The organism is Nonomuraea sp. NEAU-A123 (assembly GCF_018603905.1).
Lineage (GTDB): Bacteria > Actinomycetota > Actinomycetes > Streptosporangiales > Streptosporangiaceae > Nonomuraea.
On record NZ_JAHFZZ010000010.1, the window covers coordinates 68,278 to 93,832 of the forward strand.

Consider the following 25,555-nt stretch of genomic DNA (forward strand, 5'->3'; position numbering starts at 1 on the left):
TCGGCCGAAAGTCCGAGAGGCCAACGGGCCGAAGATCGCCGCCGACCGACAGGACCGGCAGGCCCCGCGTATTCCCAGTTCAGATCGGGTAGGGAGGCAGTCGTGATCGGAGAGCACGTGATCGTCGGCTACACCGGCGAGTCAGGGGGACGCGACGCTCTCGCCCTGGGCGCCGCGATCACGCGGGTCACCGGCGGCGAGCTCACGGTGGCCGCGATCTACCCGCCGGGCAGCCCGGGGCAGGCGGTCGAGGCGCAGGCCAACCTGGCGCACGCGGCGGAGGAGCTGGGCGGGGCGCCGGCCGAGTACATGGCGTTCGAGAGCAGGGGTCCGGGGCGCGGGCTGTCCGTGCTGGCCAGCCGGATCAGGGCCGACCTGATCGTGGTCGGCTCGGCGGACGGCGGCCAGAACGGCCGCATCTCGATCGGGGCGACCTCCGACCACCTGCTCCACCTGTCGACCGAGGCGGTGATGCTGGCGCCCGCCGGCTACCAGCCGCCGGACGAGCCCGCCCGGCTCACGCTCGCCTACGTCCACCGCCCGCAGTGCGACGAGGCCGTCGAGCGGGTCGCGCAGGCCGCGCTCAGGCTCGGCGTGCCGCTCCGGCTGATCACGCTCGACCTGCGTACGGAGGATCCGGGTCGGCTCGGGGACGACCTGGCACTGGCCGTACGGCTGGCCTGGGAGTCGACCGGGATCGAGGCGGAGGCGGAGATCGCCGACGGGCACGACGTGGCCGCGGCGCTGGAGACGCTCGCATGGCAGCCCGGCGAGTTGCTGATCTGCGCGGCCAGTGAGGACGCGCAGCCGCACCGGGTGTTCCTCGGGGAGCTGGCGATGAAGGTGCTGCGGGCCTCCTCCTGTCCCGTCACCGTGCTGCCGCGCGGGTTCTCCTGACCTCCCCGTACAGCTCCAGGTAGCGGTCGGCCATGACGGCCGGCGAGAAGCGGCGGCGGGCCTCCCTGCGGCATTCCTCGGGATCGAGCTCGTCCACCCGCAGCATCCACTCGGCCAGTTCCTCCTCCGTGTCGGCGAGGAACCCGGTCCGGCCGTGGTCGATGATCTCGGGCAGGCAGCCGCGGCGCAGCCCCACCGGCGGCACCCCCAGGGCGAGGGCCTCGACGACGGCCGTGCCGCCGGGCTCGTCCCACTGGATGGGGAACAGGGCGGCGCGGGCCGAGGCGTAGAGCTCGTCGCGGGTCTGGCCCCCCACCGAGCCGACCCAGCTCACCAGGTCGCCGTCGAGGTAGGGCGTGACCGCGTGCACGTGGTAGCGGACGTCGGGGTGACCGTTCAGCGGATGGTCCGGGTCCTGGACGACGGCCTCCAGCTCGGCGGGGGTGTTCAGGCCGCTCACCGGGCCCGCGAGGACCAGCGGGAGGCCGAGCTTCTGGCAGATCCTGGCCGCCACGTGCGTGCCCTTGAGCCCGCAGATCCGGCCCATCGCGATGAAGTGCTCGCCCCGTTCGGTCCGCAGGTCGCGGTCGGCGAGCGGGGTGGCCAGGTGGATGGCGCCGAGCGAGGCGGCACGCAGCGCGGCGGGCGCGCGGGCGAGCTGGGAGTGCGAGACGCCGTTGACCGCGATCGACTGCGGAAACGCCCCGTAGAAGGCGGCGTGCTTACGCAGGTCCCAGTGCAGGGTGTGCAGGACGGGCGGCCCGCCGAGCGCGGACAGCACGGCCGGGCCGACCACCTCCAGGTGATCGTGGACGAGGTCGAGGTCGTCGCGGCGGCCGAGTTCGAGCGCCACGCGGGCCTGGTGCGCGTGGGCGAGGCCCATGACCTGGTTGTACGGCTTCTGCAGCTCGGCGAACTGGCCTTCGTCGAAGACGCTGATCAGCTCGTCCACCTCGAGCGTGCTCGATCCGACCGAGGCCAGGACCACCCGCACCCCGCGCTCGCGCAGGGCGGGGACCAGCGTGGCCACCACGTTCTCGATCCCGCCGTAGCCCGGAGGCGGCACCGGCAGCCACGGTCCGGCGTTCACCAGGACGTTCATGCCACGTCCTCGACGGCCAGGGACGCGAGGGGCGGGCGCTCCGCCACGGCCATGTCCACCAGGTCGGCCTGCCCGTCGAGCCCGAACTGCAGCAGCCGGTGTTCGGGGGGAATGGCGGACAGCACGCGGCCCTGGCGCTCCAGCCGCGACCAGGCGGTGAGCATGATCTGCCCGGCCATCCGGCCCAGCGCGGGCATGGCCTGGTGCCCGTGCACCCGGACGCCCAGATCCACCTGGGCCATCGCGTCCAACCCGACCAGCTCCAGCAGGTCCACCAGCAGCCCGAACTCCACCCCGTACTCGGTGACGAACGGCACCTTCTCCAGCGCTTCGCGGCGGGCCGCGTACTCCCCGCCGAGCGGCTGGACGAACCCCGCCAGCTCCGGCCAGAACATGTTGAGCAGCGGCCGCGCGACCAGCTCGGTGACCCGCCCGCCCCCGCCGCGCGACAGCACCCCGTCGGCGCCGGTGTAGGGCCGCTCGTAGGCGGCCTTGACGAACTGGATCCGCTTGTCGACGAGCAGCGGCCCGAGCAGCCCGGAGACGAAGTGCGCGCCGAAATTACGCAGGTCCGCGTCCACGAACACGATCAGCTCCCCGCTGGCGGCCGCCAGCCCCTTCCACAGCGCCTCTCCCTTGCCGGTCAGCGGCGGCAGATGCGCGAGCACGGCGTCCTGCGCCACCACCCGGGCCCCCGCCGCGGCCGCCCGGGCGGCGGTCGTGTCGGTGGAGTTCGAATCGACCACGAGGATCTCGTCCACGAGCGGCGCCCGCTCGACGAGATCGCGACGGATCACGCCGACGATGTTGCCAACTGTCCGCTCTTCGTCACGGGCAGGCAAGACAACGCTTACCGTGGTCCTTCCCTTGGCCAAGAGGAGGGCGTCGACCGGCCACTCGGCTGCGACGCTCGAGTGCGGCCCGTACCACTCCTGGACCTTGGCCAATGCGCGCAGATCTGTCTCCATGCGGTTAGCCCCGATCTCTTCTGGTCAGGTCGGCGACATCTGCCCCGTCAATACATCTTCGAACATGTTTGTTTCATTCCACGTAATTGTGGGATAAGCCGGACTGTGTTCCCCACTACTACTCGGGTCGGCATCATCGGTGCCGGAAATGTCGCCGCTCGTCACACGGACGTGCTGTCCGGTTTCTCCGACGTGACGATCGCGGGAGTCGCCGACACAGATCCCCGAAGATCCGGGGCTCTGGCCGAGCGGCACGGCTGCCCTGCCTACGGCAACCATTCCGATCTTCTGGACGCCGGCGGTTTGGACGCTGTCTATATCTGCGTGCCTCCTTTCGCGCACGGTAACCCGGAACAGGATGTTCTATCGTGCAATCTCCCGATTTTTGTAGAAAAGCCGCTTTCGCTTGACCTGTCCACAGCGGAAAAGATCGCCACCGAAATAGATCGCCGGGGCCTGCCTTCGGCGGTCGGGCACCATTGGCGCTACCTGGACATCGTCGACCAGGCCCGCGAGGTGCTGGCCAACCGTCCGGTACGGCTGGCACTGGGCCACTGGCTGGACAAAGTGCCCCCGGTCGGCTGGTGGCTGAAGCCTGAGATGTCGGGCGGCCAACTGGTCGAGCAGGCCGTCCATGTCCTCGACCTGGCCAGGGTCCTGGTGGGCGAGGTGACGATGGTGCACGCCGTGCCGGCGGAGAACGCCACGGACGGAGAGGTCGATCGGGCCACGGCGGCGGTGCTGCGGTTCGCGGGCGGCGCCGCCGGCCTGCTCGCCGCGACCAGCCTGCTCGCGCGCAAGCACCGGGCGGGGCTGGAGGTGCACGCCGAGGGCGTCTCGCTCGACCTGAGCGAGGACCGGCTGCTGGTGGACGGCGAGACCACCGTCCAGGACGGCGGGGAGGCGAAGGTGCGGGTGGACCGGACCTTCATCGACGCCGTTCAGGGCAAGGAGGCCGATGTGCGCGTGCCGTACCGGGAGGCGCTGAAGACCCACCGGCTGGCGCTCGCCCTCGCGCGGTCCGCGGCCGAAGGAAGGCCGGTGACGACACCCGATGTGTGAGGTGCTGAGCATCGAGGCGCCGGGGGAGATCACGCTGGTCGAGGAGAAGCTCCCGGCCGTGCCCGACGGCGGGTTCCGGGTGGCCACCACGTACAGCGGGATCTCGGCGGGCACCGAACTGACCTACGTCAAAGGCAGCAACCCCTACCTGTCCGCGACCTGGGATCCGGCGCTGGGGCTGTTCACCGAGGGCACCCCGTCGATCGGCTATCCGGTGCGCGGCATCGGATACATGCAGGTGGGCAGGGTAGTGGAGACGCGTACGCGGGCCGTGCGCGAGGGAGCGCTGGTCGCGATGGCCTATGGGCACCGCACCGGCTACGTGGCCGATCCGATGACCGACCGGTTCGTGGAGCTGCCCGGCGACCTCGACCCGATGCTCGGCGTCTTCGTCGCCCACATGGGGCCGATCTGCGCGAACGGGCTGCTGCACGCCGCCACCGACCTGCACGGTCCCAGCGTCAGGGATCTCGGTGACGGCGTACGCGGGCGGCGCGTGGCCGTCGTCGGCGCGGGCGTGGTCGGGCTGCTGACGGCGTCCTTCGCCCTCGCGTACGGCGCGGCGGAGGTCGTGGTCGTGGACGAGACCCCGGCCAGGCTGGACATCGCCGAGGCGCTCGGTACCGAGGTCCTGACCTTCGACGAGGATCCGGCCGTCGAACTGAAGCGACGCTGGCGGCACGCGCCCAGCGACCGCGGCGCCGACGTGGTCTTCCAATGTCGCGGCAGGCCGCGCGCCCTCGCCCTGGCGCTGAGGCTGATCAGACCGCAGGGCACGGTGATCGACCTGGCCTTCTACACCGACGGCGCCGATGAGGTGCGGCTGGGTGAGGAGTTCCACCACAACGGCCTCTCGCTGCGCTGCGCCCAGATCGGCCGGGTGCCGCGCGGGCTGGCCCACGCCTGGGATCGGGAGCGGCTGTCGTACGAGACGATCGCGCTGCTCAGGCAGCGGGGCGACGGGCTACGTGAGCACGTGATCACCGATGTCGTCGGCTTCGCCGAGGCCCCCCAGTTCCTGGCCGATCTCGCCGCGCGCCGGAGGCACTCCGTCCAGGCCGTGCTCCGCGACCACGTCGAGGATGAGCGCGGCTGACCAGCTGAAGTCGTGGCAGCCGTGACCCTGCAGGCTGAACGGGTCGAAGTACTCGCGGAAGCCGGACTCCGTGACCGCCCTGATCATGCCGTCGGCGAGCGGGGCCGCCAGGTCGGGGCGGCGGTGCCGCAGTCCCTGCCAGACCAGCCAGGTCAGGTTGATCCAGCTCGGCCCGCGCCAGTAGCGCGCCGGGTCGAACTCCGGCGCGGCGGGCGCGAAGCTGGGCAGCACGCCGTCCTTCAGCCCGAACCGGTCGAGCGCCGTGCCGATCACCGCGTTGACGATGTCGCGCGGCAGGTCGGGCAGCATGAGCGGCACCAGCCCGGCCGCGCTGTTGGAGCGGATCAGGCAGCCGGTGAGCACGTCGCGGGCCTGGAAGAGGCCGTCGTCGTAGAGATGCTCGACCATGGCCGCGGTGACCGCGGCGGCCTCGCGGTGATGCGGCTCCGGGTCGCCGCCGCACACCTTCGCGATCTTCGCCAGCGTCAGCTCCGCCACGCCGTAGGCGGCGTTGAACAGCGGGTCCTCGACGCAGAACGCCCCAGGCCGGCGGTAGCCGGTGTCGCGGTAGGCGCGGGCCAGCTCGGTGTAGCGCTCGTAGTCGAGATCGGTGGGCCGCTCGTCGGCGCTGACGTGGGTGAGGTCCCTGCGCGTGACGCCGGCGGGCCCGGTCTCGACGGCGGCCAGCGGGGCGTCCCAGGCCGGGCTGTTGTCCATCCCCGACTCCCACGGATGCACGATCGAGATCAGCCCCTCGGGCGACCGCCGCGCGGTGCGCAGGAATTGCTGCTGCGCCACCAGCCGGGGATAGATCCTGCGCAGGAAGGCCGGGTTCGGCTCGGCGAGATGCACCTGCCAGGCGGCCAGGGCGTGCACGGGCGGCTGCACGATGCCGGAGGTCGCCCAGCCGGACGGGGCCCGCGCCTCCCAGAACTCCGGGCCGGGGAAGTAGGCGCCCTCGGGCACCTTGGGGTTGAACGCGATGTGCGGCACCCTGCCGTCGCGCCACTGGGCGCCGAACAGGGCGAGCAGCTCCGACCTGGCCCGGCGCGGTGACCAGCGGGCGTTGCCGATCGCGATGAAGGCGGAGTCCCAGCTCCACTGGTGGGGATAGAGGCGGCGGGAGGGCACCGTGTAGCTGCCGTCCCAGTTGGCGACCAGCACGCGCACGGCGTCACGGAGGATCATAGGAACTTCCTGATGAAGGCCGCCGTCTGCGGAAGGACGATCTCGGCCTCGCCGCGCAGACGGCATTCGAGCGCGAGATAGCCCTCATAGCCGAGGGCGTCGAGCGTGGCCAGTTGCGCGCCCCAGTCGAGGTGGCCGGTGCCGGGCTCGTTCCTGTTCGACTCGCTGATCTGCATGTGCGCGAGGTATGGTGCCGCATCCATCAGCGAGCGGCAGGGATCGTCCTCTTCGATGTTCATGTGGTAGGTGTCGCCGACGACCCTGATGGAGTCCGTCGAGCAGTACGACACGGCCTCGGCGAGGGTGTTGACCATGTGGTTCTCGTAGCGGTTGAGCGGCTCCAGCATGATCAGCACGCCGTTGCGCTGCGCGTGTTCGCCGAGCACGCCCAGCGCCTCCGTCAGCACCTCGCGGTCCTGGTCGGCGCCGCGCGGCGGCTCGAACGGCGGCAGCCTGCGCGAGAACTGCCCCCAGGAGGCGGGCGTCATCACCCCGATGCCGCCGAGCTCGGCGATGACCGTGAGCTGCGACCTGAGCTGCTGGATCGCGTCCATGCGCTTGGCGGGGTCGAAGTCGCCGATGAAGTGCGGCATGTCCACGCACACCGTCGGCATGACCACGCCGTCGGCCAGCGCCCGCTTGAGCTCGGTCAGCCGGTTGGCGAAGTGGAAGTCCCCCTTCCCGCGCAGCTCGATCGCGTCGAACCCGGCGTCGGTCGCGAACGCGAACTTCTCCTGCAGGGAACGGCCGGGCAGAAGCTGCTCTTGTACGGCGAGCTTCACGGTGACTCCTCCTTCGGCGAATCTTGGATCGGTGAATCCTCGAATTCGAAGACGAGCTGGAGCACCTCGGACGGGTGCTTGTCGATCAGGTCGAAGGCACTGGGCGCGCCATCGACGGGCACGATGTGGCTGACCAGGCTGCGCACGTCGATCTCACCCGCGTGGACGAGGTCCATGAACGTGCGCTGCAGGCGCTCGACGTCCCAGCGCTGGGACAGCCAGGAGGCGACGCCGCCGATCTGGGAGGAGACGAGCTGCACCTGGTTGTGGTGGAACTCCTCGCCCAGCCGGAGCCCGATGCCGTCGCCCTGGTAGAAGCCGCCGGCCACGACCCTGCCGCCCCTGCGGACGGTCCTGATCGCCTCGTGCAGGCCCAGGTGGCTGCCGCTCAGCTCGATGGCCGTGTCGGCGCCCTCGATCCGCTTGCGGATGAACTCGGCCACGGACCCGGACGTGATGTCGAACGTCTCGGCCGCGCCGTACTGCCTGGAGAGCTCGAGGCGGGCCGGAATGGCGTCGGCGGCCACGACCCGGGCACCGCTCAGCACGGCGAGGCGGGTGGCCAGCAGGCCGATGACGCCCTGCCCGAAGATCGCGATCTGGTCGCCCAGATGCACGTCGGCGGCGTGCACGGCGTTGAGCGCGATCGCGCCCACCCGGGCGAAGACGCCGCCCAGCGGGTCGGCGCCGGGCGGGAGCACGTGGCCGACCAGCTTCTCCGCGGGCACCACCGCCTCGGCCCGGTGACCCCAGATGCCCCAGACGAGGTGGCCGACGGGTGGGTCGGCCACATCGGGCGCCGCCTCCACCACCTCGCCGACCTCCTGGTAGCCCCAGCCGGTCAGCGGGTAGGCGTGCGTCTGTCCCTCGAGGAACAGCCGCTGCTCCGCGTCCCACTTCCGGGTGAGATAGGGATTGGTGCCGCGATAGGCGGTGAGTTCGGTGCCGGCGGAGACGCCCGAGTAGATCGTGCGGACACGCACGCAACCCGGCTCGAGCTCGGCGGGCGACTCCAGGCCGACGCGGACACGGCCTGGCTTTTCAAATGTGATGACGCGCATTCTCCACACTTACGCTTTATGATCAGACAAAAGTTTAAGGTTTAGTAGTCGTTTGCACACCATAGTCGTGCTCAGAACACTCTTAAGTCTACGACTTCCGCCAGAGCGGACTACCTAAATTTGGGTTTTTACCAGAGTGTCTTCCGGTAAGCGATCTTACCGACATAACCCGCCCCGGGGTGGCATTCCTTGATCGGCGCGCCCAGAAAGGCCGTGAACGAACACGGCAGGGGTACAGACGGGTCTCGGTATCGCACCGCTAGTTGTGTCGTGTCGGTTCAGGGTAAGTGCGGCGTATCCCCGTTTCGGAGGAGCGTGCCATGCCGAAGAAGGTAGCTGCCGTCCTCTCCGTCGCGTTGCTGGCCGCGGCCTCGCTGGCCGCGTGTGGCGACGACGCCGGGAAGGCCGCCAACGAGATCACGGTCTGGACCGAGGAGAACCTCGAGGACCGCATGACCGTGCAGAACCAGATCATCGCCGACTTCACCCGGAAGACCGGCATCAAGGTCAAGCTGGTCGGCGTGGCCGAGGACCAGTTCAGCCAGGTCGTCACCTCCGCCGCGGCCGCGGGGAACCTGCCCGACGTCATCGGGGCCCTGCCGCTGGCGTCCATCAGGGAGCTGGAGGCCAACGACCTGCTCGACACGGAGACGCCGGGCCAGGTCGTCGACAAGCTGGGCAAGAGCGGCTTCTCGGCGCGGGCCCTGGAGCTCGACACGTCGGGCGGGAAGCTACTGGCCGTGCCGAGTGACGCGTGGGCGCAGCTGATCCTCTACCGCAAGGACCTGTTCCAGAAGGCCGGGCTGGAGCGGCCCGACACCTATGAGGCGCTGGAGGCGGCGGCGGCGAAGCTCAATACCGGCGGGGTCGCGGGCATCACGCTGGCCATCGCGCCGAAAGACTCGTTCACCGCGCAGAGCTTCGAGCACGTGGCGCTCGCCAACGGCTGCCAGCTGGTCGACAATTCCGGAAATGTCACCCTTGACTCGCCGCAGTGCGTGAAAGCCTTCGCGTACTACGCGAAGCTGGCGAAGGACTACTCGGTCAAGGGCAAGCAGGACGTCGACTCCACCAGGGCCACCTACTTCGCCGGCAAGGCGGCGATGACCATCTGGTCGTCGTTCATCCTGGACGAGCTGGCGGGGCTGCGTAACGACGCGCTGCCCAGCTGCGCCGAGTGCCGGCAGGATCCCGAGTGGCTGGCCAAGAACACCGGGGTGGTCACGGCGCTGAAGGGCCCCGACGGCACGCCCGCCCAGTACGGGGAGATCGTCTCCTGGGCCATCACCCGCGACGCCGCCAAGGATTCCGCCGCGCAGTTCGTCTCGTACATGATGAACGAGGGCTACGAGCGGTGGATCGGGATGGCGCCCGAGGGCAAGTTTCCGATCCGGAAGGGGTTCGCGGAGAAGTGGAACAAGCTGCCCGCCGGAGTCGACACCAAGAAGCCGCTCGCGGACGTCTACCCGGCCGAGGTGCTCGACGCGCTGCGTAAGAGTCCGGACACGTTCGCCCGCTGGGGCATCCCCCAGGGGCAGGGCAAGCTGGTCGGGGCCACGATGGGCGAGCTGCCCGTGCCCAAGGCGCTGAGCCAGATCGTGGACGGCTCGCTCACCCCGCAGGCCGCGGCGGCGCAGGCCAAGAAGGACGTGGAGACCATCAAGCGCGGGATCCGGCAGTGACGGACCGGCGTGGCGGGACACTTCGGGAGCAGGAGGGCAGGGCGGGACTGGCGCTGATCTCCCCGACGCTGGTCATCACGCTCGTCGTGGTGGTGCTGCCGCTGTTCTGGGCGATCATGCTGGCCTTCCAGGACGTCCGGCTGATCAACATCCGCCGGGTGGGCGTTTTCGGGCACTTCACGCTGGAGAACTTCAGCTACGTCGTGTCCGAGCCGGGCTTCTGGACGGCTCTGGTCAACACGCTCGTCTACACCGTGGCGGGCACCGGCCTGTCGATCGCGATCGGGCTGGTGGCCGCGCTGGCGCTGCGCGACCGCTTCAAGGGCCGCACGCTGGTCAGGGCGTCCATCCTGGTGCCGTACGTGGCGCCGGTGGTGGCGGTGGCCTTCCTGTGGGAGACGATGCTGAACCCCCAGTACGGCATCGTGAACTCCTGGCTGAGCGAGCCCATCGCCTTCCTCACCCAGGCCAAGGGCACCTTCCTCGGCATCCAGGTGCCGGTGGCGCTGCTCACGGTGATCGCGTTCGAGGCGTGGCGGTATTTCCCGTTCGCCTTCCTGTTCATCCTGGCCCGGTTGCAGGCGCTGCCGGCGGAGTTGGACGAGGCGGCCGTGGTCGACGGTGCCACGCCGACGCAGCGCTTCCGGTACGTGATCCTGCCGCAGCTCTGGAGGATCATCGCGCTGCTGTCGGTGCTGCGGTTCGTGTTCACCTTCACCAAGTTCGACGACGTCTACCTGCTCACCGGCGGCGGGGCCGGCACGGAGGTGGTGAGCGTGCGCGTCTACAACTTCCTGACCGCGCGCGACGACATCGGCGCGTCGGCCGCCCAGGCGATCGTGCTGGCGGTCGTCCTGGTCGTGTTCCTGGTCCTGTATCTGAGGTTCTTCTCGGGGGGTGAGCGTGAGCAGGGATAGGTTCGAGCGCGGGCTGTTCCGGGTGCTGAAGCCGCTGGTGATCGCCTTTCTGTTCGTGATCACCGCATTCCCGTTCTTCTACATGGTGACGCTGTCGCTGCGCGACATCCAGGAGCTGATCCTGGACCCCGGCTCCCTCTGGCCGCGCGACTTCACCTTCGACACCTACGCGAACGTGCTGACCAAGCAGGGTTTCCTGAGCTTCATGCGCAACAGCGCGATCGTGGCGGTCTCGTCGGTGGCGATCACGCTGCTGATCTCGATCCCGGGCGCGTACGCGGTGGCCAGGCTGCGGTTCTTCGGGCGGCGGCAGGTGCATTTCCTGTTCCTGGCCGTGTACCTGTTTCCGGCGATCGTGCTGGCCATCCCGCTGTTCGTGCTCTTCACGATGCTCGGACTTCGGGGGTCTTTGCTGGGATTGATCCTGGTTTACAGCGCGCAGACGGTGCCCGTCACGGTATACATGCTCCGCAATTACTTCGAGACCGTGCCGCAGAGCGTGGAGGAGGCGGCTGCGATCGACGGCTGCACCCGCCTGTCGACCATCTGGCGGGTGGTGCTGCCGCTGTCCAAGCCCGCGCTCATGGCCACCGGCCTCTACGCGTTCATGATCGCCTGGAACGAGTTCCTGTTCGCCCTGCTCTTCCTCGTCGAGAAACGGGAGAGCTGGACGGTCTCGCTGGGACTCTCCCAGCTGGCGGGCAGTATCGAGATCCCGACGACGGTTCTCATGGCAGGATCGGTGGTTCTGACACTGCCCATCGTGATCGTGTTCTTCGCCAGTGAACGGCTCCTGACCGAGGGACTCACGGCAGGAGCGGAGAAGGGATAGACCATGCTGACGGCAGGGCAGATCCTCCAGCTGATCCGCCATGGAACCTGCCGTACCCGCAAGGAGCTCATCGCCTACACCGGCCTGTCCCGATCGACGATCACCGAACGGGTGGACCGGCTGATCGAGGCCGGATACATCCACGAGTCCGGCGTCGGCACCTCCGGGGGCGGGCGACCGCCCTCGGTGCTCGACGTCGACGCGACCAACCGCCTGGTGCTGGTGGCCGACCTGGGCGCCAGCCACGCGCGCGTGGCGCTGACCGACCTCGCGGCCCGGCCGATGGCCGAGGAGCACGCCGAGATCCGCATCGACCGCGGCCCCGAGGCCGTTCTCTCCTGGATCCGGCAGGCCTTCCAGCGCCTGCTCGACCGCTCGGGACGGACGTCCGCCCAGGTGTGCGGCATCGGCATGGACCTGCCGGGCTCGGTGGACCACAACTCCGGCCGGGTGATCAGGTCGTTCCTGATGCCCGGCTGGGACGATTACCCGATCGGCGCGGCGCTGCGGGAGGCGTTCGACCTGCCGGTCCTGGTCGAGAACGACGCCAACGCGATGGCGTTCGGCGAGTGGTGGTCCTACTGGCGGCGGAGCCGGTCGCTGCTCCTGCTCAAGGTCTCCACGGGCATCGGCACCGGCATCGTCCTCGACGGCCAAATCTATCGCGGCGTCGAGGACGCCGCCGGGAACATCGGCCACGTCCGGCTGCAGGAGAGCGACGACCGCGTCTGCACCTGCGGCTCCCGGGGCTGCGTCGCCTCGCTGGCCAGCGGCCACGCCCTCGCCTCCAACCTCGGCAAACAGACCAGTCGCGAGGTCGTCCGCCTGGTCCAGGCCGGCGACCCGACGGCCATCGCCCTCACCCAGGAGGCGGGCCGCACGGTCGGCGTCGTCCTCGCCACCGCGGTCAGCCTGCTCAACCCCGCCGTCCTGGTGCTGGCGGGCGACATGGCGGAGACCGGGGAGCACTACCTGACGGGCATCAGGGAGAGCGTGTACCGCCGTAGCCTGCCGTACACGACCCGCAACCTGGAGATCGTGAACAGCTCGCTGGGTGACCGCGCGGGGATCGTGGGGACGGCGGTCCTCGTCATCGAGCACGTCCTGTCCCCCGCCGCCGTCGACGCCGCCCTCGCCGGCCCGCCACGGACGAACGCGGTGTGACGCCCTAATCCTCGGCGACGCGTAGGACGATCTTGCCCTGGATGTGGCCTTGTTCGGCGCGTTCGTGGGCCTTGGCGGCCTCGGCGAGCGGGAAGACGCTGTCGATGCCGACGCGCACGTGGCCGGCCTCGATCAACCGGGCCAGCTCGGCCATTTGCCCGCCGTCGGAGTGGACCTGTCCCGACACGAACGCGATGCCCAGCTCGGCGGCGCGCTCGCGGTGGTATTCGCCGAAGAAGACCGGGCTGAGCGTGCCCCCGCGCCTGAGCACCGGGAGGAACCGGTGGCCTTGGGGACCGCCGACCGTGTCGAAGAGGTGGTCCACGTCGCGGACGACGTCCTCGGCCGCGGTGGTGGTGTAGTCGATGAACCGGTCGACGCCCAGCTCGCGCAGGAACGCCTCATGGCGTCCCGAGGCGACGCCGATGACGTACGCGCCCTTGGTCTTGGCCAGTTGGACGAGGAAGTGCCCGACCCCGCCGGCCGCGCCGTTGACCAGCACCGTCTTGCCTGGTTCGAGCCGTACGTGGTCGAAGAGGTACTGGTACGCGGTGAGCCCCGCCATGGGCACACCGGCGGCGTGGACGTGGTCGAGCCCGGCGGGCTTGCGGGCCAGATGGGCCACGGGAGCGGTCGCGTACTCCGCGTAGCCCCGGCCGCCGTTGTCGAGGTCGGGGAAGCGGACCAGCCCGAACACGGCGTCACCTTCGGCCAGCCCGGTGGCCTCGGGTCCGAGGGCGACGACGACGCCCGAGACGTCCGAGCCCGGGGTGAACGGCAGGCGCGGCGTCAACCGCATCGCCTCCGGGATGTTCGCGAAGTTGGCGCGCGCGTACCAGTCGGGCGGGTTCAGCCCGGCCGCGTGCACGCGGATCAGGACCTCGCCGGGCCCGGGTTCGGGAGGCGGGACCTCCTCGTACGTCAGCACCTCCGGGCCGCCGAACGCATGCAGCCGCACAGCCTTCATCATCATTCGTCCCCTCTTCCGGTGGATCGCGGGCACGATCCGGAGCACTGCTCCGCAAGCATATGCGGAGCGGCGCTCCGCTTGTCAACCCAGAGCCCGGAGAAGGCGGTCACGCGCATGGACGAGCGAGGGGCCGTACCAGGTCAGATCACGCCCGCTCACCAGCACGCACCTGTGGCCGGGAAACGACTCCGGCCCGTCGTCGGCACTGAACGCATAGGGCTCGTCGGGCAGGACCACCAGGTCGGCGCCCCGCTCCACCAGCTCGGCCAGTGCGATCTTGGGATACCGCTCGGCATGACCGGCATAGAGGTTGCGCACACCGAGCCGTTCGAGCACGTCGCCGGTGAACGTGTCGCGCCCCACCACCATCCACGGCCGCCGCCAGATCGGGATGATCGCGGTCCGGCCTACCTCCACCGGCTCGGCCCACACCGACTCCGCCCGCTCGAGCCATGCGGGCCGCGCGGTCCGGCAGGCGTCCCGGAACATCCGGTCAAGCGATCGGAACGCCTCCGCCACGGTCTCGATCCGGGTGACCCACACCGCGATGCCCGCCTCCCGCAGCGCGTCGATGTCCGGCTGCCGGTTCTCCTCGGCGTTGGCGAGCACCACGTCGGGGGCGAGGCGCCGGATGGCGTCGAGGTCGGGGTTCTTGGTCCCCCGCACCCTGGCCACGTCCAGGTCCGCCGGGTGCGAGCACCAGTCGGTCGCGCCGACCAACGCCTCCGGGACGGTCGCGGCCACGGACTCGGTGAGCGACGGCACCAGCGACACGATCCGCCGGACGTTCGAGGGCACGTGGACGGGCGCACCGGTGTCGTCGAGGCTCACACTCGCACTTTAGACCGCCGCCCGAGGGACAAAAGTGACTAAAGCCAAGTAACGCCCAGCGTGCAGAAATACCGCCCCAAGTGAGGTCACAAATCCGTAGAATCCCGAGTAAAGATCGTTCACTATCGATCGGGGGATCGCTGGTTGGAGCGAGAATCGCTGGGCTTCGAGCCGAACACGCCCAACGTCGCCCGGCTGTACGACTACTATCTCGGCGGGAAAGATCATTTCCCTGCCGATCGGCGAGCCGCTGAGCGGATTCTGCGGGTGGCTCCCGAAGTGCGTGCCGCCGCCCGCGCCAACCGGGCCTTCCTCGGCCGTGCCGTACGCTTCCTCGCCGGCCTCGGCGTCACCCAGTTCCTCGACATCGGTACGGGCCTGCCGACGCGGGACAACGTGCACGAGGTGGCCGGAGCGGTTGCGCCCGAGTCGAAGGTGGTCTACGTCGACCGCGACCCGGTCGTGCTGGTCCATGCCCGCGCGCTGCTGGCGGGGAGCGGCCAGACCACCGTGGTGGAGGGCGATCTCCGCGATCCCCACGACATCATGAAAAATCCGGATGTGGTGGCGGCGCTGGACTTCGACCAGCCGGTGGGCGTCCTGCTCGTCGCGATCATGCACTTCATCGGCGAGGCCGACGATCCCCTGAGCATCATGACCGCCATCCGCGAGTCCCTGGCCCCGGGCAGCTATCTCGTCATGTCCCACGGCACCAGCGACGCCCGCGCCGCCGTCGTCAGCAAGGGCACCGAGGTCTATCGCCGGACCGACGCGCCCCTGACCCTGCGTACCCGCCAGCGGATCGAGGAGCTGCTGGAGGGGTGGGAGCTGGTCGAGCCGGGCCTGACCTGGCTGCCGCAGTGGCGCCCGGAGCAGGCCGACCTGATCGACTTCGCGGACCACCCCGAGTCGTCGCTCATCCTCTGCGGGGTGGGCAGGAAGAGCTGAGACCCGGGGTCTCCGCACTACGGCTTACTTGAGCGCGCTCAGCGCACCCTCGTAATCGGGCTCCTGGGTGATCTCGGGCACCAGCTCGGCGTAGATGACCCGGTTGTCGCCGTCGAGCACGATCACCGCGCGCGCGGCCAGGCCGGCCAGCGGCCCGGTCTCCTGCGCCACGCCGTAATCGCGCAGGAACTCGCGCCCCCGCATGAGCGACAGCATGGTCACGTTGTCGAGCCCCTCGGCGCCGCAGAACCGCTTCTGCGCGAACGGCAGGTCGGCCGAGACGCACAGCACCGCGACGCCGGGGTGCTCGGCGGCCACCTGGTTGAACTTGCGCACCGAGGCGGCGCAGACGCCGGTGTCGACGCTCGGGAAGATGTTGAGCACCTTGGTCGCGGAGCCGAAACCGGCCAGCGTGGTGTCGCTCAGGTCCCCGCCGACCAGCTGGAACGCGGGCGCCTGGTCGCCGGGCTTCAGGAACGTGCCGCCCACGGTGATCGGGTTGCCCTTGAAAGTGACGTCGGACATGAATGCCTCCAGTTAGCGATAGTGCCCCGACCTGCAATCCTATCGACGCTCACGGGACCGCACAGAACCTCAACAGATCCTCAACACCCGCGGACCTACTTTCCTCTCATCGAGCACATCGAACACATCGAGAGAGGAACACGACAATGAACATCACCCTCCGCAAGTCGCTCGCCGGCCTGGTCATCGCCGGAGCCGCGTCCGCCGGCCTGGTGGCCGCCGCCCCCGCCCAGGCCAGCACGCTGGGCAAGGTCCCGTCCTGCGTGAGCCTCTGGCAGAAGACCGGCAGTGTCACCAAGACCGGCTACGCCTACAACGGGTGCGGCCGCTGGATGAACATGAAGATCGTCTGGGCGCACGGCTCCGATGGCGCCTGCCACTCCGTGGCCCCGAAGGGGACCATCTGGAGCAAGGTGCCCAGGGGCGTCCGCACGTTCGACGGCGCGAAGTACTGCTGACTAGACGTTGCGGCGGTACTGTCCTCCGGCCTCGAACAGCGCGTCCGTGATCTGGCCGAGTGAGCAGACGCGGGCCGCCTCCATCAACACCTCGAACGCGTTGCCATCCGACATGGCGACGTCCCGCAACCGGGCCAGCGCCGCGGGGGCCTCGGCCCGGTTGCGGTCGTGGAAGGCGTGCAGGCGGTCGAGCTGGGACCGCTTCTCGTCCTCGGTTCCCCTGGCGAGCTCCACCTTCTGCTGGTGGGGCTCGTCGGCGCGCGGGTTGCGGAAGGTGTTGACGCCGACGATGGGCAGCGAGCCGTCGTGCTTGCGCGACTCGTACAGCATCGACTCGTCCTGGATCCTGCCCCGCTGGTAGCCGGTTTCCATGGCGCCCAGCACGCCGCCCCGCTCCGACAGCCGCTCGAACTCCCGCAGCACCGCCTCCTCCACCAGGTCGGTGAGCTCGTCGATGATGTACGAGCCCTGGAGCGGGTTCTCGTTGCGGGCCAGGCCCCACTCGCGGTTGATGATGAGCTGGATCGCCATCGCCCTGCGCACCGAGTCGGCCGACGGCGTGGTCACGGCCTCGTCGAAGGCGTTGGTGTGCAGGCTGTTGCAGTTGTCGTAGATGGCGATCAGCGCCTGCAGGGTGGTGCGGATGTCGTTGAAGTCCATCTCCTGGGCGTGCAGGGAGCGGCCCGAGGTCTGGACGTGGTACTTGAGTTTCTGCGACCGCTCCGCCGCGCCGTACTTCTCCCGCATCGCGACCGCCCAGACGCGGCGGGCCACCCGCCCGAGCACGCTGTACTCGGGGTCCATGCCGTTGGAGAAGAAGAACGACAGGTTCGGTGCGAAGTCGTCGATCCGCATCCCCCTCGCCAGGTACGCCTCGACGTAGGTGAAACCGTTGGCCAGGGTGAAGGCGAGCTGGCTGATCGGGTTGGCCCCGGCTTCGGCGATGTGGTAGCCGGAGATCGACACCGAGTAGAAGTTGCGGACGCTGTTGCGGATGAACCACTCCTGGATGTCGGCCATCATCCGCAGCGAGAACTCCGTGGAGAAGATGCAGGTGTTCTGGCCCTGGTCCTCCTTGAGGATGTCGGCCTGGACGGTCCCCCTGACGGTGGCGAGGGTCCGCGCGCGCAGCTCGCGCTCCTCCTCCTCGTACGGCCGGCGCCCGTGCTCGGTCTCGAACCGTTCGAGTGTCTGGTCGATCGCGGCGTTGAGGAAGAAGGCGAGGATCGTCGGGGCCGGGCCGTTGATCGTCATCGACACCGAGGTACTGGGGCTGGTCAGATCGAACCCGCCGTAGAGCACCTTCATGTCGTCGAGTGTCGCGATGGACACGCCGGACGTGCCCACCTTGCCGTAAATGTCGGGCCGCAGGTCGGGGTCGTGGCCGTACAGGGTCACCGAGTCGAACGCGGTGGACAGCCTGGTCGAGGACTGGCCCCCGGACAGCAGCTTGAAGCGCCTGTTGGTGCGGAACGGGTCGCCCTCTCCGGCGAACATCCTGGTGGGGTCCTCGTCGTCCCGCTTGAACGCGAACACCCCGGCGGTGAACGGGAAGCTGCCCGGTAGGTTCTCGCTCCGCAGGAACCTGAGCAGCTCGCCGTGGTCGGTGTAGCGGGGCAGGGCCACACGGGGGATGCGGTTGCCCGAGAGGGTCTCGCGCCAGAGGGGGGTGTGGATCTCCCGGTCGCGTACCTTCACGACCAGCTCGTCGGCGGTGTACTGCTCCTTGATGGCGGGCCAGCCGTCCAGGAGCGTGCGGCTCTCGTCGCTCAGCTCCCTCTCGGCCGTGGCCGCTAGCTCGGCCAGCCTGCCGTCGGTCCGGCTCGGGCCGGCCTGGCCCGTGTCGGCGTGACCGTCGCCGGTTCCGGCCGCCGTACCGTCGGTCAGCAGGGCCTGGACGGCCGTGAGCTGCTGTCGGCGGCGGGCCACCGCCGCCTGGGCGAGCGTCTCCGCGTGGTAGTCGCGGACGGTCTCGGCGATCTCCGCGAGGTAGCGGACGCGCGCCGGGGGGACGATCGCGGCGGCGACCTGGGACGTACGGCCGCGCACCGGCGCCAGCAGGCCCGGCTCGGTCCGCATGCCCTTGTCCACCAGGAGTTCCTTGAGGTGGTGGTAGAGCGCGGTGACTCCGGCGTCGTTGTAGCGGGCGGCGATCGTGCCGAACACCGGCATGTCGTCGGGCGCGACCCCGAACGCCTCACGGTTGCGGACAAGCTGACGGCGGACGTCGCGCAGGGCGTCCTCCGCGCCGCGCCGCTCGTACTTGTTGATCACGACGGCCTCGGCGAAGTCGAGCATGTCGATCTTCTCCAGCTGGGACGCCGCGCCGAACTCCGGAGTCATGACGTAGATCGGCACGTCCACGTGCGGCACGATCCCGGCGTCGCCCTGCCCGATGCCCGGGGTCTCCACGATGACCAGGTCGTAGCCGGCGGCCCGGCAGGCGGTGATCACGTCGTCGAGACAGACGGGGACCTCGTTGGCGGCGCCCCTGGTGGCCAGCGAGCGGAAGTAGGTCTGCGGGCCGAGGCTGTTCATCCGAATGCGGTCGCCGAGCAGCGCTCCCCCGCCGCGTCTGCGGGTCGGGTCGATGGCGATGATGGCGATGCGTAGCTTGTCGTCGTTGTCCACGCGGAGGCGGTGGACGAGCTCGTCGGTGAGCGACGACTTCCCGGACCCGCCCGTACCGGTGATGCCGAGCACCGGGGCGCGTCCCTCACCCTGGCGGGCACCGGCGGCGCGCAGGCCGTCCAGGAGCGCGGCGGGCGCGCGGCCCGACTCGATCAGAGTGATCGCCCGGGCCAGGGCCGTCTGGTCGCCGGAGCCGACGGCCTCGACCGAGGGGACGCCGTCCAGCTCAACGTCGCACTCCTCGATCAGCTTGTTGATCATGCCGGGCAGGCCGTAGCGCTGGCCGTCCTCCGGCGAGAAGATGCGGGTGACGCCACGGGAGTGCAGCAGGTCGATCTCGTCCTGGACGATGACGCCACCGCCACCGCCGTACACCTTCACGTGCCCCGCGCCGCGCTCGCGCAGCAGGTCCACCAGGTAGCTGAAGAACTCCACGTGGCCGCCCTGGTAAGAGCTGATCGCCACGCCCTGGACGTCCTCCTGGACGGCGGCGGTGACGATCTCGTCCACGGAACGGTTGTGCCCGAGGTGGATGACCTCCGCCCCCTGCGACTGGAGGATCCGCCGCATGATGTTGATCGCCGCGTCGTGGCCGTCGAACAGCGCCGCGGCGGTCACGAAACGGACAGGGTTCACCGGTACGTGCACGCCTGATCACTCCTTTGTGGGGGCTCGCCTACCAAGATACTAGGACGTCCTACTAATTCCCAACGTTTCCCGGCGGGGTAGTAATCCGGGCATGCGAGCACTGACGTTGCAGCCGGGTGAAAAGGGATCTCTCGCGGTGGAAGAAGTCGCCGATCCAGCGCCGAAGCCGGGCGAACTCCTGGTGCGGGGACTGGCCGTGGGCGTGTGCGGGACCGACAGGGAACTCGCCGCGGCCGACTTCGGCTGGCCGTCTGACCGGCGGATGATCCTCGGCCACGAGTCGCTCGGCCGGGTGCTCGAGGCGCCCGCCGACTCCGGCTTCTCCCCCGGCGATCTCGTGGTCGGCGTGGTGCGCCGCCCCGATCCCGAGCCGTGCCCGGCGTGCGCCAGGGATGAGTTCGACATGTGCCGCAACGGCCGTTACACCGAACGCGGCATCAAGGAGCTCGACGGGTACGGCAGCGAGCGCTGGACCGTCGAGACCGGCTACGCGGTGCCGCTGGAGCCGGCGCTGGAGCCGGTCGGCATGCTGATCGAGCCGGCGTCGGTGGTCGCCAAGGCTTGGGAGCACATCGAGCACATCGGCTCGCGGGCCGGGTTCGAGCCACGCTCGGTGCTCATCACGGGCGCCGGGCCGATCGGCCTGCTCGCGGCCCTGCTCGGCAGGCAGCGCGGGCTGGAGGTGCATGTGCTCGACCGGGTCACGGGCGGGCTCAAGCCGGAGCTGGTGGCCGCGCTCGGCGGCACCTACCACAGCGGCTCGGCGCTCGACGCGGTCGGCGACCTCCGGCCCGACGTCATCATCGAGGCCACGGGCGCCGGGCGGCTGATCGTCGACGCGATGACCCGCACCGCCGCCGCCGGCATCGTCTGCCTCACCGGCGTCTCCCCCTCCGGCGCGCCGCTGCCGATGGACGTGGAAGGGATCAACCGCCACCTCGTGCTCACCAACAGCGTGGTCTTCGGATCGGTCAACGGCAACCAGCGCCACTTCCGGCTCGCCGCCGACGCGCTGGCCGCGGCGGATCTCGGGTGGCTGGAGCGGCTGATCACCCGGCGGCTGCCGCTGGAGCGGGCGTTCGAGGCCTTCCAGCCGGGCGCCGGCGACGTCAAGGTCGTCATCGACCTGTGACGGTCAGGAACGCGGTTCGTACGGCTTGCGGCGGGTGGTGGAGTGGTGGGGGGTCTGCGCGGGCACGAGAGCCCTGGCCGGAGTGGGCGGGCCACCCACCCGGACCGGCTCGAGAGGCGCCTCGGCGTAGCTGGCGGATCTCGTTTCCTTCGTACCGGTACGCGACGCCGCTTTGGCCGACCCCCGCTTGGCAGAGGCGGACTTGGCGGACTGCGCCGGCTTCTCGGTGGCCGGGCGCGGCTTGGCGTTGCCGGATTGCGGCTTCGCGGGCGCGGGCTCGGTGGCCGCGGGCTTTCCGGACGCCTTCCATGGCCAGGTGAAGCGGCGGTGGGTGCCGCGGCGGCGGCCCGCGAGGCGTAAGGAGACCAGGACCGTGGTGAGCACCATCACGGTGAGCAGGGCCAGCGGGGAGCCCAGGACGTCCATCGGCGACCCCTGCGGCATCGGCTGCGGCTGGCGGGCCAGCGGGTGCTCGGTGGACCGGATGTCGTTCAGCGTGGCGTTGGCCTGCACCACGCGCGGCAGGCCGTACCCGACGACGTCCTTGTGCATGTCGCGGGACTTGCGCTTGAGCCAGACGCTGTCGACGTTGGCCTCGATCGTGTGGATCTTCTTGCCGTCGACCCGTTCGACGATGCCGACGTGGTCGATGCCCTTGTAGCTCTTGCCGCCTCCCCAGTCGAAGAAGACCAGGGCTCCGGGCTCGGGCTGCTGGGACCAGGCGCCCTGCTTGATGAACCAGGCCGCGTGCGAGGGGGTCCAGGCGAACTGGCCGACGTAGTCACCGACCCCGGCCTTGTCGGCCGCCCAGGCGATGAACATGTCGCACCACGGCGCGTCCCGGTATTGCGGATCCTTGACGCGTTCCGCGTACCACTGCCCGAACTTGGTGAGCTGGCCACCCTTCTCGCGGTAGCCGACTTCCCCACGCACCTCTTTCAGCAGACTTGCCGCGATCGAGTCCAGGATCCACTCCTCCAGAAAAACCGGCAGATCACGATGGACTGTAGTAGCGACATCGCGCTCGCGCGCCGAACACTAGGAAAGTGTCTACCTATGAGCCGAAATTTCGGTTATGTGACTGGTGAGGCTGGTGGGACTGGATGGTCTGGCTACTATGCGGGACCGTACTCAGGCCCCCGCGCCCACCCGGAAGATCTGCTCGTCGCCCGCGCCCGGCGCCACCACGTCGGCGACGATCACGGTCACGTTGTCCGGCGAGCCGCCCTCGTTGGCCAGGTCGATCAGCCGCTGGACGGCCGCCGCCGGGTCTGTCACCGTGGTCAGCACCTCGTGCAGGACCTCGGGCCCGAGCACGGTGGTGAGCCCGTCAGAACAGAGGAGATAGCGATCATCCGGCTCGGCCTCGCGCAGCGCCATGTCCGGCTCCGCCCGGCCCTCGCTGCCCAGCACGCGCAGCACCATCGACCGCCGCGGGTGCACCGCGGCCTGATCCTCTGTTATCCGTCCTTCGTCCACCATGGACTGCACAAGTGTGTGATCCTTGGTCATCTGGTAGAGAGCACCATCGCGCAGCAGGTATCCGCGGGAGTCACCGAGATGAGCAAGGGCGAACCGGTAGCCGTCCCACAGCATGGCGGTCACCGTGGTCCCCATCCCCCTGCGCGCGGGGTCGATGTCCGCCAGCTCCACCAGCCTGCGGGCCGCCTCGTGCACGGCGCCCTCAAGGGCGGCCTCCAGATCCGAGCCCGTTTCGGGAAGCGTGGCATCCAGCTCGCGCATGACGGCGATCGCAGCCGAACTCGCCAGCTCGCCGGCCGCGTGTCCGCCCATCCCGTCGGCCACCACAACCAAGCGGCCACTCGCATAGCCGGAGTCCTCGTTCTGCTCCCTGCGGCGGCCCACGTCTGATCCGGCGGCATAGCGGATGTTGTGCTTCATACCCAGCAGTAAATCATTGGTTGAAAGACTTCACAAGCAGATGCACTGAAGACTCTTGTGAACTACTGTGGGCTCCATGACCCACGACCCGACCGTGAACGCCGGGGACATAGCCCGGCTCGCCGGTGTCGGGCGGGCCGCGGTGAGCAACTGGCGCCGCCGCCACGACGACTTCCCTCTGCCCATCGGCGGCACCACCAATCAGCCGTTGTTCTCGCTGCGCCAGGTCGAATCATGGTTGCGGCGCTATGGGAAGTCCTACCAGGTCTCGCTGGGAGATCGTGTGTGGCAACGCCTGAAAGCCGCCGGCGATTTGCGGCTGGGCGAGTTGGTGGCGCAGGCCGGCCTCTTGCTGACCACGGGCGAGAGCAAGCTGGAGCCCGAGCTGGCCGGATTGCTGGCCGAGCTGGCCGAGCAGCATGATCCGCTCACCGCCTACGAATTCCTCTGCGAACGCTACCTGGAGGCGCATTCCCGGCAGCTCTCCGTCACGCGTGACGACGTGGCCGAGCTGATGGTCGGGCTCGTCCACACCGACGGCGCGACGATCCTCGACCCTGCCTGCGGCGTCGGCACCCTCTTGCTCAACTCCGGGGCCGCCAAGGTGCTCGGCCAGGACCTCAGCGAGACCTCGGCGCTCATCACCGCCGCCCGGCTGCGGCTGCGCGGCGCCGAGGCGGAGGTGGTGCCCGGCGACTCGATGCGCCACGACGGCTTCGCCGGTGTGAAGGCCGACGCGGTCATCTGCGACCCGCCGTTCAACGAGCGGGCCTGGGGCTACGAGGAGCTGACCGGCGACCCCCGCTGGGAGTACGGCCTGCCGCCGCGCGGCGAGCCCGAGCTGGCCTGGGTCCAGCACTGCCTCACCCACGTCAGGCCCGGCGGCATGGTGGCCATGCTGATGCCCCCGGCCGCGGCCAGCCGCAAGGCGGGCCGGCGGATCCGGGCCAACCTGCTGCGCGCCGGCGCCCTGCGTGGCGTGGTCGCGCTGGCGGGCTCCGACCTGTGGCTGCTGCGCCGCCCGGCCGCGGGCGAGCGCCCGCCGTCCGACGTGCTGATCGTCGACGCCACGGCCGACCACTCCGTCGTCGGGCCGGCGTGGCGGGCCTATCTCGACGACCGCTCCGACCAGACCGTACGCATCATCGACCTGCTGGCCGACGAGGTCGACATGACCCCGGCCCGCCACCAGCGGCGCGACGACCTCGGGCGGGCGTTCACCGAGGCACGCGACCGGTTTCTGGCCGCGGCGGCCACCCCGCCCGACCTCAAGGTGCTCGACGAGCCGCTCGACCAGCCCGTCACCACGGTCGGCGACCTGATCAAGGAGGGCCTGCTGACCACGCTGCAGGCGCCGCCCAAGATGGCGACCGGCGGCGGCGACGTCTCGATGCTCACCGCCGACGACGTGACCAGCGGCGCCACGGCCTCCGGCCGGGCCCCGGCGCAGCAGGGGCTCGTCCTGGTCCAGCCGGGCGACGTGGTGGCGTCCTACTCCAGCGTGCGGGTGATGGCCGAGGGCGGCTGCGTGCTCGGTCCGCATCTGACGCTCTACCGGGTCGACGCGCGCCGGCTCGACCCCGACTTCCTGGCCGGCCACCTGCGGGCCGCCGGCGGGCGCGCGACCACCGGCTCCAGCCGCTTCGACGTGCGCCGCACCCGCCTGCCCCGCCTCCCGCTCAAGGACCAGAAGTCGTACGGTGAAGCCTTCAGACAGCTCGCGGTGCTCGAAGACGCGCTGCGCGAGACCTCGGCGCTCGGCCAGACACTCATCCGGCTCGGCCTCGACGGTCTGACCGACGGCCACCTGCACCCGCAGTCTTGACGGTGTATTTTTTCCCGAAAAGGGGCAGCGGGGAGGGGCCAATGGTCATCGGTGACCGATATGTGCTCGACCATCTCCCGCTCGGCCAGGGCGGCATGGGGGCCGTCTACGCGGGCCACGACCGCCACCTCGACCGCCGGGTGGCGGTGAAGCTGCTCCACCTGCCGAGCGGCCCCGATGAGGAGCTGGAGCGCCGCTTCATCCGCGAAGCGCGCATCCTGGCCCGGCTGGAGCATCCGGGTGCCCCGGTGCTCTACGACTTCGGCACCCACGAGCAGCGCCTCTACCAGGTGATGCAGTTCATCGAGGGTGTCACGGTGGCCGACGTGGTCAGCGAGCACGGCCCGCTGCCGGTGCCGTGGGCCGCCGCGATCGCCGCCCAGGCGTGCGCGGTCCTGTCGGCCGCGCATGCCCTGTCGATCTGCCATCGCGACCTCAAGCCGACCAACCTGATGCTCTGCCCCGACGGCAGCGTGAAGGTGCTCGACTTCGGCCTGGCCCTGCTGCGGGACGCCGACGTCACCACGTTCACCAGGATCGGCCAGATCCTCGGCACGCCCGCGTACATGGCTCCCGAGCAGATCCAGCACGGCATCGCCGAGCCGCGCAGCGATCTCTACGCGCTGGGCTGCGTGCTGCACGAGATGCTGACGGGCCGCCAGCTTTTCACCGGGCCGACCGACTACGTGGTCTTCGAGAAGCAGGTCAAAGAGCGGCCGCCCGCGATCCCGGACCTGCCGGAGGCGCTGGGCGCGCTCCTGGCCGGGCTGCTGGAGAAGAAGCCGGGCGACCGGCCCGCCGACGCCGACACGCTGTACGAGCGGCTGGAGCCGTTCGCGGTCGGCCTGCCGATGCTGCCCGGCTTCCTGACCAGGTCGCCGAGCCCGGGCCGGATGTACGCCCGGATGGTCGGCCGCGTCCTCAGCGGCTAGTC

General features: G+C 69.8%; 22 protein-coding genes and 1 pseudogene. 12 read left to right on the top strand and 11 right to left on the bottom strand.

The window, feature by feature from the left end; translation table 11 throughout:
• The first annotated feature begins 102 nt into the window (after window positions 1-102).
• Complete coding sequence (locus KLK06_RS62535; RefSeq protein WP_308168513.1) at window positions 103-897, top strand: universal stress protein; 795 nt, start codon at window positions 103-105, stop codon at window positions 895-897.
• Here the strand turns inward: KLK06_RS62535 and KLK06_RS30380 are convergent.
• Window positions 869-1,999 carry a glycosyltransferase gene (locus KLK06_RS30380; RefSeq protein WP_214639085.1) on the bottom strand — a complete coding sequence of 377 codons (1,131 nt, stop codon included), beginning with the start codon at window positions 1,997-1,999 and terminating at the stop codon, window positions 869-871. The genes KLK06_RS62535 and KLK06_RS30380 overlap by 29 nt on opposite strands.
• Window positions 1,996-2,967, bottom strand: a complete 972-nt coding sequence (locus tag KLK06_RS30385) for a glucosyl-3-phosphoglycerate synthase (protein ID WP_214639086.1) — start codon at window positions 2,965-2,967, stop codon at window positions 1,996-1,998. Before KLK06_RS30385 ends, KLK06_RS30380 begins: the two co-directional genes overlap by 4 nt.
• Before the next feature lie 105 nt (window positions 2,968-3,072).
• Here KLK06_RS30385 and KLK06_RS30390 point away from each other — a divergent pair, with 105 nt between their 5' ends.
• The gene (locus tag KLK06_RS30390; protein ID WP_214639087.1) at window positions 3,073-4,029 is read left to right on the top strand and encodes a Gfo/Idh/MocA family protein; all 957 of its coding nucleotides are present in this window, start codon (window positions 3,073-3,075) and stop codon (window positions 4,027-4,029) included.
• Window positions 4,022-5,125: a zinc-binding alcohol dehydrogenase gene (locus KLK06_RS30395; RefSeq protein WP_214639088.1), complete on the top strand. Its 1,104-nt coding sequence runs from the start codon at window positions 4,022-4,024 to the stop codon at window positions 5,123-5,125. The genes KLK06_RS30390 and KLK06_RS30395 overlap by 8 nt, the downstream gene beginning before the upstream one ends.
• Window positions 5,126-5,134: 9 nt before the next feature.
• On the opposite strand, the pseudogene KLK06_RS63155 reads toward KLK06_RS30395, so the two are convergent.
• The 3 genes and pseudogenes from KLK06_RS63155 to KLK06_RS30405 all read right to left on the bottom strand — a co-directional run.
• Window positions 5,135-6,379, bottom strand: a pseudogene (locus KLK06_RS63155) (hypothetical protein); the annotation flags it as partial.
• Entirely contained in the window at window positions 6,310-7,095 is a 786-nt protein-coding gene (locus KLK06_RS30400; RefSeq protein ID WP_214639089.1) for a sugar phosphate isomerase/epimerase, read from the bottom strand. The gene KLK06_RS30400 and the pseudogene KLK06_RS63155, both read right to left, overlap by 70 nt.
• Window positions 7,092-8,156, bottom strand: coding sequence for a zinc-binding dehydrogenase (locus tag KLK06_RS30405; RefSeq protein ID WP_214639090.1), 1,065 nt, complete (start codon window positions 8,154-8,156; stop codon window positions 7,092-7,094). The genes KLK06_RS30400 and KLK06_RS30405 overlap by 4 nt, the downstream gene beginning before the upstream one ends.
• A 320-nt stretch (window positions 8,157-8,476) precedes the next feature.
• Here KLK06_RS30405 and KLK06_RS30410 point away from each other — a divergent pair, with 320 nt between their 5' ends.
• The 4 genes from KLK06_RS30410 to KLK06_RS30425 are packed head-to-tail and all read left to right on the top strand — an operon-like array spanning window position 8,477 to window position 12,751.
• The gene (locus KLK06_RS30410; RefSeq protein ID WP_214639091.1) at window positions 8,477-9,838 is read left to right on the top strand and encodes an ABC transporter substrate-binding protein; all 1,362 of its coding nucleotides are present in this window, start codon (window positions 8,477-8,479) and stop codon (window positions 9,836-9,838) included.
• Window positions 9,835-10,755 (top strand): carbohydrate ABC transporter permease, encoded by a 921-nt coding sequence (locus KLK06_RS30415; protein WP_214639092.1) that lies wholly within the window; start codon window positions 9,835-9,837, stop codon window positions 10,753-10,755. Before KLK06_RS30410 ends, KLK06_RS30415 begins: the two co-directional genes overlap by 4 nt.
• Window positions 10,742-11,587 (top strand): carbohydrate ABC transporter permease, encoded by an 846-nt coding sequence (locus KLK06_RS30420; protein WP_308168514.1) that lies wholly within the window; start codon window positions 10,742-10,744, stop codon window positions 11,585-11,587. Before KLK06_RS30415 ends, KLK06_RS30420 begins: the two co-directional genes overlap by 14 nt.
• A 3-nt stretch (window positions 11,588-11,590) precedes the next feature.
• On the top strand, window positions 11,591-12,751 hold the full coding sequence (locus KLK06_RS30425; RefSeq protein ID WP_214639093.1) for an ROK family transcriptional regulator: 1,161 nt from the start codon (window positions 11,591-11,593) through the stop codon (window positions 12,749-12,751).
• Window positions 12,752-12,755: 4 nt separating this feature from the next.
• Here the strand turns inward: KLK06_RS30425 and KLK06_RS30430 are convergent, their stop codons facing one another.
• Together KLK06_RS30430 and KLK06_RS30435 are read right to left on the bottom strand one after the other, a co-directional pair.
• Entirely contained in the window at window positions 12,756-13,724 is a 969-nt protein-coding gene (locus tag KLK06_RS30430; RefSeq protein WP_250906270.1) for an NADP-dependent oxidoreductase, read from the bottom strand.
• A gap of 78 nt (window positions 13,725-13,802) precedes the next feature.
• Complete coding sequence (locus KLK06_RS30435; RefSeq protein WP_214639094.1) at window positions 13,803-14,552, bottom strand: helical backbone metal receptor; 750 nt, start codon at window positions 14,550-14,552, stop codon at window positions 13,803-13,805.
• 144 nt (window positions 14,553-14,696) lie between these two features.
• Here KLK06_RS30435 and KLK06_RS30440 point away from each other — a divergent pair, with 144 nt between their 5' ends.
• A complete protein-coding gene (locus KLK06_RS30440) occupies window positions 14,697-15,500 on the top strand; it encodes an SAM-dependent methyltransferase (RefSeq protein ID WP_214639095.1) in 804 nt (267 codons plus the stop codon).
• Window positions 15,501-15,524: 24 nt separating this feature from the next.
• Here the strand turns inward: KLK06_RS30440 and tpx are convergent, their stop codons facing one another.
• Window positions 15,525-16,025, bottom strand: a complete 501-nt coding sequence (gene tpx / locus KLK06_RS30445) for a thiol peroxidase (RefSeq protein WP_214639096.1) — start codon at window positions 16,023-16,025, stop codon at window positions 15,525-15,527.
• A gap of 146 nt (window positions 16,026-16,171) precedes the next feature.
• Between tpx and KLK06_RS30450 the strand changes: the two genes are divergently transcribed.
• Window positions 16,172-16,483 carry a hypothetical protein gene (locus KLK06_RS30450; protein ID WP_214639097.1) on the top strand — a complete coding sequence of 104 codons (312 nt, stop codon included), beginning with the start codon at window positions 16,172-16,174 and terminating at the stop codon, window positions 16,481-16,483.
• Here the strand turns inward: KLK06_RS30450 and icmF are convergent, their stop codons facing one another.
• Complete coding sequence (icmF, locus tag KLK06_RS30455; RefSeq protein WP_214639098.1) at window positions 16,484-19,762, bottom strand: fused isobutyryl-CoA mutase/GTPase IcmF; 3,279 nt, start codon at window positions 19,760-19,762, stop codon at window positions 16,484-16,486.
• A 91-nt stretch (window positions 19,763-19,853) separates the two neighbouring features.
• Between icmF and KLK06_RS30460 the strand changes: the two genes are divergently transcribed.
• Window positions 19,854-20,894: a glucose 1-dehydrogenase gene (locus KLK06_RS30460; RefSeq protein ID WP_214639099.1), complete on the top strand. Its 1,041-nt coding sequence runs from the start codon at window positions 19,854-19,856 to the stop codon at window positions 20,892-20,894.
• Window positions 20,895-20,897: 3 nt separating this feature from the next.
• Here the strand turns inward: KLK06_RS30460 and KLK06_RS60265 are convergent, their stop codons facing one another.
• Together KLK06_RS60265 and KLK06_RS30470 are read right to left on the bottom strand one after the other, a co-directional pair.
• On the bottom strand, window positions 20,898-21,827 hold the full coding sequence (locus KLK06_RS60265; protein WP_308168516.1) for a CHAP domain-containing protein: 930 nt from the start codon (window positions 21,825-21,827) through the stop codon (window positions 20,898-20,900).
• Window positions 21,828-22,025: 198 nt separating this feature from the next.
• Window positions 22,026-22,796 (bottom strand): PP2C family serine/threonine-protein phosphatase, encoded by a 771-nt coding sequence (locus KLK06_RS30470; protein ID WP_214639100.1) that lies wholly within the window; start codon window positions 22,794-22,796, stop codon window positions 22,026-22,028.
• Between the two features lie 76 nt (window positions 22,797-22,872).
• Between KLK06_RS30470 and KLK06_RS30475 the strand changes: the two genes are divergently transcribed.
• A complete protein-coding gene (locus tag KLK06_RS30475; RefSeq protein WP_250906271.1) occupies window positions 22,873-24,621 on the top strand; it encodes a class I SAM-dependent DNA methyltransferase in 1,749 nt (582 codons plus the stop codon).
• Between the two features lie 41 nt (window positions 24,622-24,662).
• Window positions 24,663-25,553: a serine/threonine-protein kinase gene (locus KLK06_RS30480; protein WP_214639102.1), complete on the top strand. Its 891-nt coding sequence runs from the start codon at window positions 24,663-24,665 to the stop codon at window positions 25,551-25,553.
• Window positions 25,554-25,555 lie beyond the last annotated feature (2 nt).

What these genes read in the sequence shown, in the direction of transcription:
- tpx (WP_214639096.1), bottom strand. Translation starts at nt 16,025, where the DNA reads ATGTCCGACGTCACTTTCAAGGGCAACCCGATCACCGTGGGCGGCACG.
- KLK06_RS30475 (WP_250906271.1), top strand. Translation starts at nt 22,873, where the DNA reads ATGACCCACGACCCGACCGTGAACGCCGGGGACATAGCCCGGCTCGCC.
- KLK06_RS30460 (WP_214639099.1), top strand. Translation starts at nt 19,854, where the DNA reads ATGCGAGCACTGACGTTGCAGCCGGGTGAAAAGGGATCTCTCGCGGTG.
- KLK06_RS30385 (WP_214639086.1), bottom strand. Translation starts at nt 2,967, where the DNA reads ATGGAGACAGATCTGCGCGCATTGGCCAAGGTCCAGGAGTGGTACGGG.
- KLK06_RS30470 (WP_214639100.1), bottom strand. Translation starts at nt 22,796, where the DNA reads ATGAAGCACAACATCCGCTATGCCGCCGGATCAGACGTGGGCCGCCGC.
- KLK06_RS30380 (WP_214639085.1), bottom strand. Translation starts at nt 1,999, where the DNA reads ATGAACGTCCTGGTGAACGCCGGACCGTGGCTGCCGGTGCCGCCTCCG.
- KLK06_RS30430 (WP_250906270.1), bottom strand. Translation starts at nt 13,724, where the DNA reads ATGATGATGAAGGCTGTGCGGCTGCATGCGTTCGGCGGCCCGGAGGTG.
- KLK06_RS30395 (WP_214639088.1), top strand. Translation starts at nt 4,022, where the DNA reads ATGTGTGAGGTGCTGAGCATCGAGGCGCCGGGGGAGATCACGCTGGTC.
- KLK06_RS30480 (WP_214639102.1), top strand. Translation starts at nt 24,663, where the DNA reads ATGGTCATCGGTGACCGATATGTGCTCGACCATCTCCCGCTCGGCCAG.
- KLK06_RS30405 (WP_214639090.1), bottom strand. Translation starts at nt 8,156, where the DNA reads ATGCGCGTCATCACATTTGAAAAGCCAGGCCGTGTCCGCGTCGGCCTG.
- KLK06_RS30410 (WP_214639091.1), top strand. Translation starts at nt 8,477, where the DNA reads ATGCCGAAGAAGGTAGCTGCCGTCCTCTCCGTCGCGTTGCTGGCCGCG.
- KLK06_RS30450 (WP_214639097.1), top strand. Translation starts at nt 16,172, where the DNA reads ATGAACATCACCCTCCGCAAGTCGCTCGCCGGCCTGGTCATCGCCGGA.
- KLK06_RS30425 (WP_214639093.1), top strand. Translation starts at nt 11,591, where the DNA reads ATGCTGACGGCAGGGCAGATCCTCCAGCTGATCCGCCATGGAACCTGC.